The following is a 16,789-nucleotide window of genomic DNA, read 5'->3' as shown; positions in this document are numbered from 1 at the left end:
TCAGGGATGTTCGGGCGGGAGACGTTCGACAAGCCCGATCGTATTGCCTGCCGAGTCCTTTAGAAAGGCCATCCACTCGCTTTCCCCCGCTGGCCCGAACGTGCCTTCGGTATCGTGGTGGACAAGTGCGGGCGGTGCGGTGAAGGGAACGCCGGCGGCTTTCGCATCAGCGTGGAAGGCTTCGAGCCCTGTTATGTCGAGATAGACGGTGCCGGCCGGCACGCCGTCGGTGAACAGCAGCCGCACAGGGCCGGCCATGATGAAGGCCATGCCGGGCGGATCGTAGCGGGCGTGAACACCCAGGCCGAGCACGTCGCGCCAGAAGGCCAGGGTCACGTCGAGATCGCGCCCGGCCGACAGCGCGACCTGACGGACCGCGCCGATCGCAGGCATCTGATTAAATGGAGAAACTGGTGCCGCAGCCGCAGGAGGCGACTGCATTCGGGTTGCGGATCTGGAACGACTGACCCATCAGATCGTCGACGAAGTCGATCACCGAGCCGCCCATATAGACCAGCGAGAGGTCGTCGATCAGCACGGTGGCACCGTCCTTCTCAATGGCGACGTCGTCGTCGTTGCGGGTATCGACCAGGTCGAACTTGTAGGAAAAGCCGGAGCAGCCGCCGCCTTCGACGGAGACGCGCAGCGCCGTCTTGCCGGCTTCGCCAGACACGATTTTCGCAATCCGCCTGGCGGCGGAGTCGGTCATTTCGACTTTCATGGCAGTCTTGGCATCAGCGCCCATGGGCGTCACCTTGCTTTCGGTTTCACATGATAGGTATGAAGCGGGAAGGGGCAAGTCAACTGCGGCGGCATCAGCCATGACAAATGAGCTTGGCGACATTGGGTTCGGCTATCGGCCGCGCGCGGCCTATGCCAGCGATCCGGCCAAGTCGCGCGGGCGGCTCTACGACGAGGTTGAGAGCCCGACCCGCACGCCGTTCCAGCGCGACCGCGACCGCATCATCCATTCCACCGCCTTCCGCCGATTGAAGCACAAGACGCAGGTGTTCGTGGCGCATGAAGGCGACCACTATCGCACCCGGCTGACGCATTCGATCGAGGTGGCGCAGATCGCGCGGGCTTTGGCGCGAGCATTGCGCGGCGACGAGGATCTGGCCGAAGCAGTCGCCCTGGTCCACGATTTCGGCCACACGCCGTTCGGCCATACCGGCGAGGACGCGCTTAACGAGCGGATGTCCCAATGGGGCGGCTTCGACCACAATGCGCAGTCGCTGCGCGTGGTGACGCGGCTGGAGCGGCGCTATGCCGAGTTCGACGGGCTGAACCTGACGTGGGAGACGCTGGAAGGCCTGGTCAAGCACAATGGCCCGCTGACCGATGCCAAGGGAAAAGGCCTGAAGGGCCCGGTGCCGCAGGCAATCCGCGATTATTCCGAACTGCACGACCTCGAACTCGACCGTTTCGCCGGCATCGAGGCGCAGTGTGCTGCGATCGCCGACGACATCGCCTACAACACCCACGACATAGATGACGGCCTGCGCTCCGGCTTCCTGACGCTGGACATGCTGGAAAAGGTTGCGCTGCCGGGATCGATCCTTAGAGGCGTGCGCGCACGCTATCCCGGTCTCGACGACGTGCGCACCGGCCATGAACTGATGCGCCGTCAGATCACCATGATGGTCGAGGATGTCATCGTTTCGACCACCGCCAATCTGGAGCGCATAAAGCCTGACAGCGCCGAATCGGTGCGGGCGGCGGGCGAGACGATGGTGACGTTTTCGGCCGGGATGGCGGCGACCGAGAAGGAATTGAAGGCGTTTCTCTACAAGCACCTCTACCGGCACGATGAGGTGATGCGCGTGCGTGGCGACGCCGAGCAGATCGTGCGCGACCTGTTCGATGTCTATTTCGCCGATCCGCGCGCCATGCCGGACGGCTGGCGCGAAGGGCTCGACCGGGCCGAGGATCGCATCAAGGCGCGCAGCGTCGCCGATTTCCTGGCGGGGATGACGGACACCTACGCCTTGAAGGAACACCGCCGTCTGTTTGACCATACGCCCGATTTAAGCTAGGGCGGGCGCGATTTGCCGGCCAATGAGCCGGTTCTCCTGCACAGTCCGCCAGAGCAAGACCCATGAACATCTTCGCCGATTTCAGCGCGCGAATCACAAAAGCCGTCGAAGCGCTTGATTTGAAAGACAGTAATGGCGTTTCGCCCGACCTGTCGCGCATCGCCGTCGAGCCGCCGCGCGACGCCAGCCATGGCGATCTCGCCACCAATGCGGCGATGGTGCTGGCCAAGCCGACCGGACAGAACCCGCGCGCGCTGGCCGAACGGCTGGTGGAAGTGCTGCGCGCTGACGCCGATGTCGCTGGCGCCGATGTCGCCGGCCCGGGCTTCGTCAATCTCAGGCTCAAGGACGCTTTCTGGCAGGCGCATCTGACCGCGCTGCTCGGCCAGGGCCGCAACTATGGCCGCTCTACCATCGGTGGTGGCCGCAAGACCAATGTCGAATATGTCTCGGCCAACCCGACCGGGCCGATGCATGTCGGTCATTGCCGAGGCGCGGTGGTCGGCGACACGCTGGCCAATCTGATGGCCTTCGCCGGCTACGACGTGACCAAGGAATACATCATCAACGACGCCGGCTCGCAGATCGACGTGCTCGGGCGTTCGGCGTTTCTGCGCTACCGCGAAGCGCTGGGTGACGACATAGGCGAGATACCTGCCGGTCTCTACCCCGGTGATTACCTGGTTCCGGTCGGTCAGGCGCTGGTCGCGGAATTTGGCCGCAAGCTGTTGCAGATGCCGGACGACGAGGCGCTGGCCATCGTCAAGGATCGCACCATCGATGCGATGATGGCGATGATCCGCGCCGATCTGGCGCTGCTCAACGTGCATCACGACGTGTTCTTCTCCGAGCGCACGCTGCATGCCGACAACGCCAAGAAGATCCGCTCGGCGATCAACGATCTGACGCTGAAGGGCCATATCTACAAGGGCAAGCTGCCGCCGCCCAAGGGCGAGAAGCCGGACGACTGGGAAGACCGCGAGCAGACCTTGTTCCGCTCGACCGCGGTCGGCGACGATATGGACCGGGCGCTGGTCAAGTCCGACGGCTCGTTCACCTATTTCGCCGCCGACGTCGCCTATCTCAAGGACAAGGTCGATCGCGGCTTTGTCGACCTGATCTATGTGCTGGGCGCCGACCATGGCGGCTATGTCAAACGGCTGGAAGCGCTGGCGCGGGCGATTTCCGGCGATGATCTGAAGCTCCAGCTGACCGTGCTGTTGTGCAATCTGGTGAAGCTGTTTCGCGACGGCGAACCGGTTCGGATGTCGAAGCGGTCGGGTGACTTCGTGACACTGCGCGAAGTGGTGGAGGAGGTGGGTCGCGATGCGATCCGCTTCATGATGCTCTATCGCAAGAGCGATGCGCCGCTCGACTTCGACTTCGCCAAGGTCACCGAACAATCCAAGGACAACCCGGTGTTCTACGTGCAGTACGCCTCGGCCCGCTGCCATTCGGTGTTCCGGCAGGCGAGCGAGCAGCTTGGCGAAGCCAATTTCGACCGCAACAGCCTGGCGACCGCCTCGGTATCGCTGACCGACGAGGGCGAGATCGGGCTGATCCGGAAGCTGGCTGAATATCCCCGGCTGATCGAATCCGCGGCTCTTGCGCTGGAGCCGCATCGGCTGGCATTCTACCTCTACGATCTGGCCTCCAGCTTTCATGGCCACTGGAATCGGGGCACCGATAATCCAGACTTACGTTTTGTTAAGGTTAACGACCGACAATTGACGCATGCCAGACTAGGGCTGGTGCAGGCTGTTTCGGATGTTTTGACCTCCGGCCTGACGCTGATTGGGGCTGATGCGCCCACCGAAATGCGTTAGGTTTGACTAAAACACCTGTCACCATTTGCCCACATTGCGCTGGTAAGGGCCAACCCTACGCGACGTCCATGGCGTCCGAATGAGTGCGAGTTCGGGAACAATAATGGCAGACAGAACCCAGCTGAGAGCAGCCGACAACAACGACATCGCCGAGGATGATCCGTTCGCGGAACTGACCAGGATCATGGGTTTCGATCCACGCCAGCCGGTCAAACCACAGGCGCCGGTCGTCCAGAAGGTTGCGGACGAGGGCGATTTCGACATCGACCTCGAGAAGGAGTTGATGGGCGAGTTCGGCGACGACCTCGCCTCCATGGAGGCTAGCCAGCCAGCTCCCGAGGTTCACCAGCCTGCCGCCGAGATTCGCGAGCCGGCTTTCGAAACCGCCGATGCCGCGATGGACGACGTGCTTGCCGCTTCGCTGGACCATGATTTCGTCTTCGAAGATGCCGCCGATCATCATTTTGGCACTCCCCCGCAGGCCGCGGCTTCTGCCGTCGAACCTTCGTTTGCTCAGCCCGCATTTAACGAACCTGAGTTCGATGACGATTTCGACACTGCCGTCGCCAGTTCGCTGGAGAACGTGTCGCCGCTCGAAGACGATCTGCCGATGGACGACGAGCTTGCCGCGTCGCTCGAGCAGGGATTGCTGCTCGATGACGATGCGACCGATGACGTCGCCCATGGCGTCGATGTCGCCGAGGTTGCTGCTGCGCCTGTTGACGATGTCGCGTTCGACGATGATTTCGACAATGCCGTCTCGATGTCGCTGGAAGACGAGCTGACGCTGGACAGAAATGTGCCGGCGCAGGACCAGTATGCCGCTCCCGGAACCCAGGCGCCGGTCGTCGACGCCGGCGACCACGCTGTTGCCGACGAGGATTTTGCCGGTCATTTCGACGACGCAATGGCCGATGTCGACATGGATTTCGCTGCCCGGGATTTCGCTGGCCAGGATTTCGAGCCTCAGGCTTTCGAAGCTCAGCCTGTTGAAGCCGAGGCTCCGGAAGAGCGCGATCTGGATGTCAGCGATCTGGAAACCAGCGCCCCGGTTGAGATCGATGCGCCGGAAGCCGATGAGATGCCGGCCTGGGCTGCGGAGGCTAGCCCCTCCGATGAGGCCGCGCACGAAGCGTTCGACGATTTGGACCTGAGCATCGACGACGCGGTTGCCGACCACGAGCCGGCTGCCGAGGTCGCCGCCGCTCCGGTCCAGCCAGCGCCGGTTCAGGAAGCTCCGGTCGCCCATGCCTATGTGGCGCCCGCCGTTGTGGCGACCTCGGCTGCGCCGGCCGCTGACGAACGGACTTTGGAAGATGAACTCAACGCGCTGCTTGGGGCGATGACCACACCACGGCCGGCGCCAGTCATCGAGCCCACAAGGGCCTATGAGCCTGTCGTCGCGGTGCAGCGGTCCGCTGCGGCGCCGGCGGCTCCTGCCGACAATCTCGACTGGGACCTGGACGAACACGCGCCTGCGCAGGCTCCTCAAGCCGCCGCGACCCAGAACGATGCCGAGTTCGACGATCTGCTTGCCGGTGACCTCGAGGGCCATGAGCCCGAGATCGAATTCGACGATCATGCCTTCGATGCGGCCTTGGCCAAGGGCATCGATCTCGGTGATGACGACACAGCCGCGCCGGTCGCTGGCGATTGGCGCTCGACGCCGCCGGAGCCGGCGCGTTCGTGGAGCCGCGTGACCCCGACCCCCGCCCAGCCTTCCTTTGCAGCGCAGCCGCAACCTTCTTTTGCAGAACAGCCTTCCATGCCTGCGGCAGCCGCGCCAACCTATCGCGACCAGCCGGTCGCGGCGGCCGCCTATGTGGCGCCGACGCCGACGCGCCAAGCGCCGCCTCAGGCTTATGACGAGATGCCGGATGTCGAGACGGTCGATGTGCCGGAGCGCGTGGTGGCGATCGCCGACGACCTCGATATTCCCGAGCTCAACTTCCAGGAAGACGAGCCGGCGGCCTATGACGATATCGACGCCGAATTCGCCGGCCTGCTCACCGACATGAACGCGGTGGAAGTGGCGCAGCCACAAGCTGCGGCGCGCAATGCCGGCTATGATGACGATTCCTACAGCTCCGGCTTCAATTCTGGTCATGAGCTCGACCAGCGCGCCTATGCCGCGCGGCCGGCCGAAGTACTTGCGGCGACGAAGAATGCCTACGCCGGTGCAGCCGGTGGCTTCGACATGGGCGATCTGCCCGGCAGCCAGCCGGTTTCGCGGGCCGACGATTTCGCCGTCGACGAACTCGACTACGATCCGGACCTGGACGAAGCGATGGCCGTGCCGGGCCTGGCGGAACAGGAAGCCGCAAAGCCGCGCCGGAGCGGCCTGTTTATCGCCGCGGTCGTTGGTGCGGTAGCTGTTATCGGTGGCCTCGGTGCCTTTGCCCTGTCCTTTGGCGGCAAGGGTGGCAGCGACGCCCCGGTGATCGTCAAGGCCGACAACGCCCCGATCAAGGTCAAGCCGGAAAATCCGGGCGGCGCTGTCGTGCCGAACCAGGACAACAAGGTTTATGACGCGGTCGCCAAGGGCACCAAACCGGCCGAGCCGGTGCAGGAGAAGCTGGTCACATCAACCGAAGAGCCGGTCGATGTGAAGGCAAAGGAGCCGGAGAGCCGCGTTGTCGATCTGTCGCCCGACGAGACCGACGCTGCCCCGGGCACCGATGCCGCCGGAAACCCCGACGCTGCCGGCAATCCCGATGCGGCTGCAGCCCCCGCGCCCAAATCCGAGGACCGCATCGCGCAGGTTCTGCAGGAAGCCGACAAGAACCCCGATACGGTCGCCGTTGCCCCGCGTAAGGTGCGGACCATGGTAGTCAAGCCTGACGGCTCGCTGGTGGCACGCGAGGATCCGGCGCCCGCCGCGCCGCAGGTTGCGGCGGCCGAGCCGCTTGACCCGGCGCCCCAACACGTCGCCCCCTCAGCCGATGCGGAGCAGACCGGGACCGTGGCGCCTGCCACCGATCAGGCAAATAGCGACCAGGCAAGTGCCGAGACCGCCAAGCCGATCAAGCCGGTGAAGCCGGCGGCTGCGCCGAAGGTTGAGACGCAGTCCGCCAATACGCCGGATACGGTTGCCGTGGCGCCGCAGCGCCCGTCCGACCAGCCGGTCGACGTGGTCGGCGAGGTCAAGCCCGATCAGGTTGCCTCCATTCCGGCGGCGGCTTCGACTTCAGGCGGCGGGTCGTGGTCGATGCAGATTGCTTCGCAGCCGACGGTCGAAAGCGCCCAGGCCAACTATGCCGACCTGCAGCGCCGCTATGGCAATGTGCTGGCCGGCCGCACCGCCAACATCGTCAAGGCGGAGATCGCCGGCAAGGGCACCTTCTACCGCGTCCGCGTCCCGGCGCAGTCGCGTAACGATGCGATCAATCTGTGCACCAGCTACAAGGCTGCTGGCGGCAACTGCTTCGTGTCGCGCTAAGAGCTGATCAAATCATCAAAGCCGGCGCGTTCCCAAGGTGTCGCGCCGGTTTTTTCATGTGGATGGGCGAGGGGTTTAGGCGCTTGCCGCCCGGGGTGATTCCCTTTGACGGCGCAAAGCCCTAAACTCACGGGATGACCGAATCAAAATCCATGATCCTCGGCTGTGCCGGGAAATCGCTCACCCGCGAAGAAATCCGTTTCTATCGCAATGAATGCCCGTGGGGCTTCATCCTGTTTGCGCGCAACATCGGCGAGACCGAGCAGATCCGCGACCTGGTCGCCGAGATGCGCGACTGCATCGGGCGCCCCGATGCGCTGGTGTTCATCGACCAGGAAGGCGGCAGGGTGCAGCGGCTGCGGCCGCCTTTGGCGCCGAATTATCCTGCCGGCGGCGCGCTCGGCGCATTGTGGCGCAAGGATCATGATGCCGGCACCCGCGCCGCCTGGCTGATGGCGCGGCTGCACGCCTTCGATCTCTTGCGCTATGGCATCTCGGCCGATTGCCTGCCGGTGCTGGATGTGCCGGTCGAGGGCGCCAGCGACGTTATCGGCGCGCGCGCCTATGGCAAGGAGCCGCGCCCAGTCATCGAGCTTGGCCGCGCCGCGGCGGAAGGCCTGATGTCGGGCGGTGTGCTGCCGGTCATGAAGCACATTCCGGGCCATGGACGCGCCTTTGCCGACACGCATTTCGAACTGCCTGTTGTAGATGCCTCGCTGGGCGACCTGCAGCGGCATGATTTCGCCCCGTTCCGGGAGCTTAGCCATCTGCCGATGGCGATGACGGCGCATGTCGTCTACAGCGCCATCGATCCGAACAACCCGGCGACCACATCGGGCAAGGTCATTGACGAGATCATCCGCCGTCAGATCGGCTTCGACGGGCTTCTGATGAGCGACGACACTTCGATGAAGGCACTTTCTGGGGATTTCCCGACAAAGGCGGCCGCGATCCTTGCGGCGGGCTGCGATCTGGTCCTTCACTGCAATGGCGTTTTCGAGGAGATGGCGGGCATCGCATCGCGAACCACAGGACTTGAAGGCACGTCGCTGGAACGCGCCAACCGGGCGCTGACCTATATAAGGGATCGTGACCGGGCCGACGAAACCGAGATACGCGCCGAGTTTGCCACCTATTTCGACGCGGTGGCCTAGACCAAAAGGAAGCAAGGCTAAGTGGCGGAAACATTGGACAGCAAGGCTGCGAAGGCCGCACCGATGGACCGTCTGTGGGCCGAGAACGACGATTCACGCGTCACCGGCGATCCGTCGCTGGTCGTCGATGTCGCCGGTTTCGAAGGTCCGCTCGACCTCCTGCTGCACCTTGCCCGCACCCAGAAGGTCGATCTGGCGCGCATTTCGATCCTGGCGCTGGTTGAGCAATATCTGACCTTCGTGGAGACGGCGAGGGCGCTGCGGCTCGAGCTTGCCGCCGACTACCTGGTGATGGCAGCGTGGCTCGCCTTCCTCAAGTCGAAGCTTTTGATCCCCAAGCAGCCCGGCGAGGAAGGCGAAAGCGGCGAGGAACTGGCGGCGGTGCTGCAGTTCCGGCTGAAGCGGCTGGAAGCCATGCGCGACGCGTCGGCTAGGCTGGTCAACCGCAACCGGCTCGGCCGCGACGTGTTCGCGCGCGGCATGCCGGAAATGGTCATCGTTGAGAAGCGCAACGCCTATTCGGCCTCGCTCTACGATCTGCTCACCGCCTATGCCCAGCAGCGCCAGAAGCAGGCAATCACCAATGTGACGATCACCAGGCGCGGCGTCTGGTCGCTCAAGGATGCGCGCGACATCCTGGCCCGGCTGATCGGCTCGCTGCGCGACTGGACGACGCTCGACAGCTTCCTGATCGAGTATATGACGAGCCCCGAAGAACGGCGCACGGCGATCGCCAGTTCCTTCGCCGCGACACTGGAACTGGTGCGCGAGCGCCAGATCGATGTGCGGCAGGAGCAGGCGTTTGCGCCGATCTATCTGCGCGACCACCGGGCATCGGCAATCAAGGCAGTTGAGGTGGCATCATGAGCGAGCGCGCCAACGCTTCGGTCATTCCGTTCAAGGTCGAAGAAGAGACGGAGGAGGGCATTGTCGCCCAGGACCCGACTGAGACCCACAATTCGTCCCAGAACTCGGCCCAGAACTCGGCCATGAATCCCGGCGAACGGCTGCATATGGCGGAAGCCGTGCGCATGGCCGAGGCGATCGTGTTCGCCAGCGCCGAGCCGGTCAGTGAAAAACAGCTCGCAGCCAGACTGCCCGACGGCATCAACATTGCCGCCGCCATGGCCGAGTTGCAGCAAATCTATGCGCGGCGCGGCGTCAATCTGGTCCGGGTCGGCGACGCCTGGGCGTTCCGCACCGCCGGCGATCTCGCCTTCCTGATGAGCAGGGATACCGTTCAGCAAAGGAAGCTCTCACGCGCGGCGCTCGAAGTGCTGGCGATCATCGCCTACCACCAGCCGGTGACGCGCGCCGAGATCGAGGACATCAGAGGCGTCGAGACGTCGAAGGGCACGCTCGATACGCTGCTCGAAACGGAATGGGTGCGCATGCGCGGCCGCCGCCGCACGCCCGGCCGTCCGGTCACTTACGGCACGACGGACACTTTCCTCGATCATTTTGCGCTCGAGGAGATCCGCGATCTTCCCGGCATGGACGAGTTGAAGGGGGCGGGGCTGCTTTCCGGCCGCATGCCGTCGAATTTCGCCATCCCGCTGCCGCCGGCCGATCCAGACGCGCTGACCGAGGATGAGGACGCGCTGACCGACATCGACCTCGAGGAACTCGGCCTGCTGACGCCGCGCGTCACGGAAGATTGACCGCAAGCCGCTGTCAAAAAGCTGCATTGCTGCTGTAGATGCGCCGATTGGTAGCGGGCAGCTTTGCCGAAAATGCGTGACATAAGCCGCGCCTTCATAAACTTTGTCGCGGTTGTGTTTGAATCCCAACGCGAAAACGCATAGATCATCGCCAGGGAAAACATTCGAGAGAGAGTTACAATGGGTTCATTTTCGATTTGGCACTGGATGATCGTGCTGGTGATCGTGCTGCTGGTGTTCGGCCGCGGCAAGATTCCCGAGCTGATGGGCGACATGGCCAAGGGCATCAAGAGCTTCAAGAAGGGCATGGCCGACGACGATACCGCCGATGACAAGCGCACCGTCGAGCACCGCCCCGACGAGACCGTTTCGGCAGTGAAGGAAAAGGCCAGCAAGAGCTGAGCTTACGGTTTCTAGTCGGAACGGATTGCCATGTTTGAAGTCGGCTGGACCGAAATGCTGGTGATCGCGATCGTCATGATCGTGGTCGTCGGACCCAAGGATTTGCCCAATATGCTGCGCACCTTCGGCCGCACGACGGCGAAGCTGCGCGCCATGGCATCCGACTTCCAGAAGCAGTTCAACGAGGCGCTGAAGGAAGCCGAACTCGACGACGTCAAGAAGTCGGTCGATTCCTTGAGGGGCCTCAATCCGATGGCCGACATCAGGAAGCAGCTCAATCCGTTCGAACAGGCCGCCGCCGATGTGCGCTCCGGTGTCGACGCGGTGATGAAGCCGAAGCCGGCTGCCGATCCGTCAACGCCGGCGGCAGAGACGCCGCAAGCTGCTGAACCACTCAAGAATGGCGCGACGGTGCTGCCGGGCGTTAGCGCGCCGGACGCAGTCCCGCTGGCACCGATCTTCCCGGCCATGACGGACGAGTCGGTGGTAGCGCCGGCTCCTGCAACGGCGGCCCCACGGAAGGCGCCTGCAAAGAAGGCAGCGGCATCCAAAGCGCCGGTGGTCAAAAAGGCGGCAATCAAAGCGGCACCGGCAAAGGCGGCACCTGCAGCCAAGGCTGCGGCCAAGCCGTCAGCCGCGCCCGCCAAGGCGACAGCCGCCAAGTCGGCTGCTGCACCAAAGGCAGCTACAAAGGCTGACCCGAAGCCTGCGCCGGCCAAAAAGCCTGCGCCCAAGAAGACGGCCGGAGCCGCCAAGTGAGCATTACGGACAGCGAAAAGGACGAGATCGAGAAGTCGTCGGCTCCGCTGATGGAGCATCTGATAGAACTGCGCCGGCGGCTGATCTGGTCGATCGGCGGCTTCTTCGTCGCTTTCCTCGTCTGCTTCTTCTTCGCCAAAAAGCTGTTCAACCTTTTGGTCATCCCGTTCAAATGGGCGACGCAATGGGCAGGGCTCGATCCGCACAAGGTTGAGCTGATCTATACGGCGCCGCAGGAATTCTTCTTCACGCAGGTCAAGCTCGCCATGTTCGGCGGCATGGTCATCGCCTTTCCGCTGATCGCCACGCAGATCTATAAATTCATCGCGCCCGGCCTCTACAAGAACGAACGCAACGCCTTCCTGCCCTTCCTGATCGCCTCGCCGATCCTGTTCCTGATGGGCGCGTCGCTGGTCTATTTCTTCTTCACGCCGATGGTGATGTGGTTCTTCCTCGCCATGCAGCAGGCCGGCACTGACGAACAGGTGCAGATTTCGCTGCTGCCGAAAGTGTCGGAATATCTCAGCCTGATCATGACGCTGATCTTCTCCTTCGGCCTGGTATTCCAGTTGCCGGTGGTGACCAGCCTGATGACACGCGTCGGCATGCTGTCGTCGAAGGCGCTGGCCGAAAAGCGCAAATGGGCGATCGTCATCGCCTTCGTCGTCGCGGCCGTGCTGACGCCGCCCGATCCGATGAGCCAGATCGGTTTGGCCATCCCGACTATCCTGCTTTACGAAGTGTCGATCTGGGCGGCCCGGTTCATCGAGCGCGATCAGGTCAAGCAGAAGCTGGCGCGCGAGAAGCAGGAAGCTGCCGAAGCCGTGGCCGAAAAGGCAGCGAAAGCGTCCTCGACCCAGGCTCCCTCCTAGCCGCACCGTTCTGGTGTCCGCGTCTGCGGAAAAACGCGACGGTCGCTGAACGCTCGTCTTGCATCGATCAAGGATGCGGTTTACGCCCTCTGGCCTAGCTCAGGAGCGTACTACCCATGCTTGATATCAAATGGATTCGCGACAACCCGAAGGCCCTTGTCCAGGCACTGGCCAAGCGCTCGTGGTCGGCTGACGAGTCGCAGTCCACGGTCGATGATCTGATCGCCAGGGACGAGGCGCGTCGCGAGCATGTCACCGAATTGCAGACCAAGCAGGAGCGCCGCAACGCCGCCTCGAAGGAGATCGGCAACGCCATGCGTTCTGGCGACGCAGCCCTTGCCGAAAAGCTCAAGGCCGAAGTCGGCGACATCAAGACCTTCATCCAAAATGGCGAGGCGCGCGAGCGCGAGCTCGACAAGGCGTTGAACGACGCGCTGGCGGTGCTGCCCAACGTGCCGCTCGATGACGTTCCGGTCGGCAAGGACGAGCACGATAATGTCGTCAGGCATATTGTCGGCGAGATACCGACGCGGCCGAACTGGGTGAAAGAGCATTTCGAGATCGGCGAAGCGCTCGGCATGATGGATTTCGAGCGGGCGGCAAGGCTGTCGGGATCGCGCTTCACCGTCTTGAAGAGCGGGCTGGCACGCATGGAGCGCGCCATCGGCCAATTCATGCTCGATTTGCATACGACCGAGCACGGCTATGAGGAAATCATTCCGCCTCTGATGGTCAAGGACGAAGTCCTGTTCGGCACCAACCAGCTGCCGAAATTCGAGGACGATCTGTTCTTCACGCCGCATGGCGATGGCCGGCTGGGCCTGATCCCCACAGCGGAAGTGCCGCTCACCAATCTGGTGCGCGAAGAAATCACTGCGCACGAAAAACTGCCGCTGCGCTATACGGCGCTGACGCCGTGCTTCCGCTCGGAAGCGGGCTCGGCCGGGCGCGACACACGCGGCATGTTGCGCCAGCACCAGTTCTATAAGGTCGAGCTGGTCTCGATCACCGACCAGGAGTCTTCGCTGGCCGAGCACGAGCGGATGACGCAATGCGCCGAAGAAGTGCTGAAGCGGCTGGAACTGCCGTTCCGCACCATGGTGCTGTGCACCGGCGACATGGGCTTTGGCGCCCGCAAGACCTACGACATCGAGGTCTGGCTGCCCGGCCAGAACGCCTATCGCGAGATCTCGTCCTGCTCGGTCTGCGGCGATTTCCAGGCCCGGCGCATGGACGCCCGCTACAAGGACAGAGACGGCAAGGGCAACCGCTTCGTGCACACGCTGAACGGTTCGGGCACCGCCGTCGGCCGCGCGCTTATTGCTGTCATCGAAAACTACCAGAATGAGGATGGCAGCGTAACCATTCCTGAAGTGCTGCGGCCTTACATGGGTGGTCTGGCGAAGATCGAATCGAAATAATGCGCATTCTTCTGACCAATGATGACGGCATCCATGCCGAGGGCCTGGCGTCGCTCGAACGCATCGCCCGCACGCTGTCGGACGATGTCTGGGTGGTGGCGCCGGAGCAGGACCAGTCCGGCTATGCGCATTCGCTGTCGATCTCGGAGCCGCTGCGCCTGAGGAAAATCGGCGAGAAGCATTATGCCGTGCGCGGCACGCCGACCGACTGCGTCATCATGGGTGTGAAGAAAATCCTCCCCGGCGCGCCTGACCTGATCCTGTCCGGCGTCAATTCCGGCGCCAACATCGCCGACGACGTCACCTATTCCGGCACGGTCGCCGGCGCCATGGAAGGCGCGCTGCTCGGCATCCGCTCGATCGCGCTCAGCCAGGGCTATTCCTATGTCGGCGAGGATCGCGTTGTTCCCTACGAGACCACCGAGACGCTGGCACCGGCGCTGCTGAAAAAGCTCGTTGCCATGCCGCTGCCCGACGGCGTGCTGCTCAACGTCAATTTTCCCAACTGCCTGCCTGACGAGGTCGCCGGCACTGTGGTCACCTCGCAAGGCAAGCTGGTGCACAGCCTGTGGGTCGACGAGCGCCGCGACGGGCGCGGCCTGCCTTATTACTGGCTGCGCTTCGGCCGCGAGCCGGTCGAGGGCAAGCAAGGCACCGATCTCCATGCTCTGCGCAACCGGCTGGTGTCGGTGACGCCGCTGCAGCTCGACCTCACCGCGCATGAAATCCGCGATCAACTGACCAAAGCTCTGTCTGATTAAGGTTTTGGCATGAAGAAGGTTTTTGCATGAACTTGCCGCTCGACGACCGCGAGGGTTTTGCCGCTTTCCTGCTGCGCCTGCGTGGCCGCGGCGCGGTGCCGAAGGCGCTGATCGCCGCCTTCGAGGCGACGCCGCGGCGCGGCTTCCTCAATGGCCAGTACCATTCCATCGCCTGGTCGGACGGCATGCTCCCGATCGAATGCGGTGAGGCGATCGAAGGCGCCGACCTGCAGGCGGCGGTGATCGCATCGTTGGCAATAGAGCCCGGCAACCGTGTGCTCGAGATCGGTACGGGGTCGGGCTACACGGCGGCGGTGATGTCGCGGCTGGCGGCGCGTATCGTCAGCGTCGATCGCTACAAGACGCTGGCCGAACAGGCGAAGCAACGCTTCGAGGCGCTCGGCATCGGCAATGTCGTCGTGCGCCAGGCGGACGGTTCGAATGGGCTTGCCAATGAAGGGCCGTTCGACCGCATCGTCGCCTGGGCGGCATTCGACAGCCTGCCGCGCTTCCTGCTCGACCAGTTGTCGTCCGGCGGCATCGTCATTGCGCCGATCGGGCCGGAAGAGGGCGAGCAGGTGCTGGCCAAGCTGACCAAGGTCGGCAGCCGTTTCGAGCGCGAGGATATCGGCACGGTGCGCCTGCAGCCGATCCTGCGCAGTGTCGCGGCAGTGATCTAGGTGCATTGATATTCAGGTGAGGCCGGACTGCAAATGGCAGCTTCCTGCGCTTCCGGTGCTCACGTACTTGAGTACGCTCCGCTCCGGTTCTCAGAATCTGTCATTTTCGACTCGGCCTGACCTGAATCTCAACGCACCTTCGGCGGCTTCGAAAATGTTTTAAGAAAATTTGCGTCGGATTCTATGGGGTTAACCCGCCAGTAACATTAACGCGCTTTAATCATGACCAGTGTGTACCGGGTCTGTGCGGGTTAGTGCGATGCAATTCAGTGTTTTGAAGGCAAACGGGCGTACTCTGTCGCGGGGTTGCGCTGTTCTCATGCTAGCCGGCGTGGCGGCGGGGTGTAGCTCCCAGGCCTCGCGGTTCAACGGTGTCGACGACGTCTTCACCTCCTCGACCAACAATCAACGCGCCATCATCGACAAGCAGAGCACCGCGCAGCCCTATCCGGGCGACGTGGCGGCCGAGCCGATCGCTGCTGCACCCGTCGATGGCAGCCATAGCCAGTCGGTCAGCCGCTCCAGCCTGGAGCCGGTCACGGTGCAGCAGCTGCCGCCGCCAAGCCAGCCGGCGGCGGCGCCGATGCGCACCGCTTCCGCACCGGCGCTTGCGCCTGCACCGCATGTCGACAGGACCATGACGACCGGCGCCGTCCAACCGGCGAGGCCGTTCAAGAATGCTGGTGAGCCTTACGCAGCGAAGCCGGCCGCCGGCACGCCGCATGCCACCGAGATCGTGGTCAGGGATGGCGAGACCATTTCCGGCGTCGCACAGCGCTATCACGTGCCGGCCGATGTGATCATGAAGGTCAACGGCTTGAGCGCCACTAAGGGGCTGAAGACCGGCCAGAAGCTCGTCATCCCGGCCTATGCCTATTCGAGCAAAGGCACCGAGCCGAAGCTTGCCGACGGCAAGCCTGCGAACAGCCCCAAGGCACCGGCGCCGGAGAAGGTCGCCGTGCTGCCGCAGCAGCCAAAAGTCAAGGACGGCAAATCCGCCGCGCAGGTCGACGCTTCGGCCGCCGCGAACAAGCCGAAGACCGACAAGCCGGCGCAGACTGCCGCCGCCGCACCAAAGGCAGGCGCCGGCACCTATACGGTGCAGCAGGGCGATAGCCTGTCCTCCATCGCACGCAAGACCGGCGTCGGTGTCGTCGCGCTGAAGCAGGCAAACGGTATGCAGGACGGCCTGCTCAAGATCGGCCAGACGCTTAAGGTTCCGGCCGGCGGCACGGCAACGGTCGCCAGCGCCAAACCGGCAAAGGTCGATCCGGTGACAACGGCCGCCACCCAGCCGGCGGCAAAGCCGACGGAGACGCTGGCGACCTACACGCCGCCGAAGAAGGACGCCAAGGTCATCCAGCAGGCCGAGGACGAAGACGCCGTTGCGCCGGATGCCACCGGCATCGGCAAGATGCGCTGGCCGGTGCGTGGCCGCGTCATCTCCAGCTTTGGCGGCGGCAAGGACGGTGTCGACATCGCCGTGCCGGAAGGGACGCCGGTCAAGGCGGCCGAGAATGGCGTCGTCATCTATGCCGGCGACGGCCTCAAGGAATTCGGCAACACGGTGCTGGTGCGCCACGAAAACGGTCTGGTCACCGTCTATGGCCACGCCAGTTCGATCGAGGTTCAGCGCGGCCAGAAGGTCAAGCGTGGCCAGGAAATCGCGCTGTCGGGCATGAGCGGCACCACCGACTCGCCGAAATTGCACTTCGAAGTGCGCAAGAACTCGGCTCCGGTCGATCCCTCGGGCTATCTCGAATAGCCGAGCTGTTTCG

Annotated in this window: 15 protein-coding genes; 13 read left to right on the top strand and 2 right to left on the bottom strand. The window is 63.6% G+C overall.

Going from position 1 to position 16,789, the window contains the following annotated elements; genetic code table 11:
• Positions 1-393, bottom strand: a complete 393-nt coding sequence (locus FJV77_RS01480) for a glyoxalase (protein ID WP_142865089.1) — start codon at positions 391-393, stop codon at positions 1-3.
• 4 nt (positions 394-397) lie between these two features.
• Positions 398-745 (bottom strand): iron-sulfur cluster insertion protein ErpA, encoded by a 348-nt coding sequence (gene erpA / locus FJV77_RS01475; RefSeq protein WP_142865088.1) that lies wholly within the window; start codon positions 743-745, stop codon positions 398-400.
• A gap of 76 nt (positions 746-821) precedes the next feature.
• Here erpA and FJV77_RS01470 point away from each other — a divergent pair, with 76 nt between their 5' ends.
• From FJV77_RS01470 to FJV77_RS01410, 13 genes are all read left to right on the top strand, one after another.
• Positions 822-2,036, top strand: a complete 1,215-nt coding sequence (locus FJV77_RS01470; RefSeq protein ID WP_142865087.1) for a deoxyguanosinetriphosphate triphosphohydrolase — start codon at positions 822-824, stop codon at positions 2,034-2,036.
• 62 nt (positions 2,037-2,098) lie between these two features.
• Positions 2,099-3,862 carry an arginine--tRNA ligase gene (gene argS, locus FJV77_RS01465; RefSeq protein WP_142865086.1) on the top strand — a complete coding sequence of 588 codons (1,764 nt, stop codon included), beginning with the start codon at positions 2,099-2,101 and terminating at the stop codon, positions 3,860-3,862.
• 103 nt (positions 3,863-3,965) lie between these two features.
• The gene (locus FJV77_RS01460) at positions 3,966-7,301 is read left to right on the top strand and encodes an SPOR domain-containing protein (protein ID WP_142865085.1); all 3,336 of its coding nucleotides are present in this window, start codon (positions 3,966-3,968) and stop codon (positions 7,299-7,301) included.
• Positions 7,302-7,435: 134 nt separating this feature from the next.
• Complete coding sequence (gene nagZ, locus FJV77_RS01455) at positions 7,436-8,455, top strand: beta-N-acetylhexosaminidase (RefSeq protein WP_142865084.1); 1,020 nt, start codon at positions 7,436-7,438, stop codon at positions 8,453-8,455.
• 63 nt (positions 8,456-8,518) lie between these two features.
• Entirely contained in the window at positions 8,519-9,322 is an 804-nt protein-coding gene (locus tag FJV77_RS01450) for a ScpA family protein (RefSeq protein ID WP_142865507.1), read from the top strand.
• Positions 9,319-10,116, top strand: a complete 798-nt coding sequence (gene scpB / locus FJV77_RS01445; protein WP_142865083.1) for an SMC-Scp complex subunit ScpB — start codon at positions 9,319-9,321, stop codon at positions 10,114-10,116. The genes FJV77_RS01450 and scpB overlap by 4 nt, the downstream gene beginning before the upstream one ends.
• Positions 10,117-10,296: 180 nt before the next feature.
• Positions 10,297-10,518 carry a twin-arginine translocase TatA/TatE family subunit gene (locus FJV77_RS01440; protein WP_023667688.1) on the top strand — a complete coding sequence of 74 codons (222 nt, stop codon included), beginning with the start codon at positions 10,297-10,299 and terminating at the stop codon, positions 10,516-10,518.
• A gap of 30 nt (positions 10,519-10,548) precedes the next feature.
• Positions 10,549-11,277 (top strand): Sec-independent protein translocase protein TatB, encoded by a 729-nt coding sequence (gene tatB / locus FJV77_RS01435; protein WP_142865082.1) that lies wholly within the window; start codon positions 10,549-10,551, stop codon positions 11,275-11,277.
• On the top strand, positions 11,274-12,149 hold the full coding sequence (gene tatC, locus FJV77_RS01430) for a twin-arginine translocase subunit TatC (RefSeq protein WP_142865081.1): 876 nt from the start codon (positions 11,274-11,276) through the stop codon (positions 12,147-12,149). The genes tatB and tatC overlap by 4 nt, the downstream gene beginning before the upstream one ends.
• A 116-nt stretch (positions 12,150-12,265) precedes the next feature.
• On the top strand, positions 12,266-13,570 hold the full coding sequence (gene serS, locus FJV77_RS01425) for a serine--tRNA ligase (RefSeq protein WP_142865080.1): 1,305 nt from the start codon (positions 12,266-12,268) through the stop codon (positions 13,568-13,570).
• Positions 13,570-14,331 (top strand): 5'/3'-nucleotidase SurE, encoded by a 762-nt coding sequence (surE, locus tag FJV77_RS01420; RefSeq protein WP_142865079.1) that lies wholly within the window; start codon positions 13,570-13,572, stop codon positions 14,329-14,331. Before serS ends, surE begins: the two co-directional genes overlap by 1 nt.
• A gap of 26 nt (positions 14,332-14,357) precedes the next feature.
• Positions 14,358-15,011: a protein-L-isoaspartate(D-aspartate) O-methyltransferase gene (locus tag FJV77_RS01415; RefSeq protein ID WP_142865078.1), complete on the top strand. Its 654-nt coding sequence runs from the start codon at positions 14,358-14,360 to the stop codon at positions 15,009-15,011.
• A gap of 259 nt (positions 15,012-15,270) precedes the next feature.
• On the top strand, positions 15,271-16,776 hold the full coding sequence (locus FJV77_RS01410; RefSeq protein WP_142865077.1) for a LysM peptidoglycan-binding domain-containing M23 family metallopeptidase: 1,506 nt from the start codon (positions 15,271-15,273) through the stop codon (positions 16,774-16,776).
• Positions 16,777-16,789 lie beyond the last annotated feature (13 nt).

Origin of the sequence: Mesorhizobium sp. WSM4306, from assembly GCF_007003975.1 — a bacterium.
Taxonomy (GTDB): domain Bacteria; phylum Pseudomonadota; class Alphaproteobacteria; order Rhizobiales; family Rhizobiaceae; genus Mesorhizobium.
The sequence above is the reverse complement of the archived record's forward strand: the minus strand, read 5'-3'. Positions and strand labels throughout refer to the sequence as shown.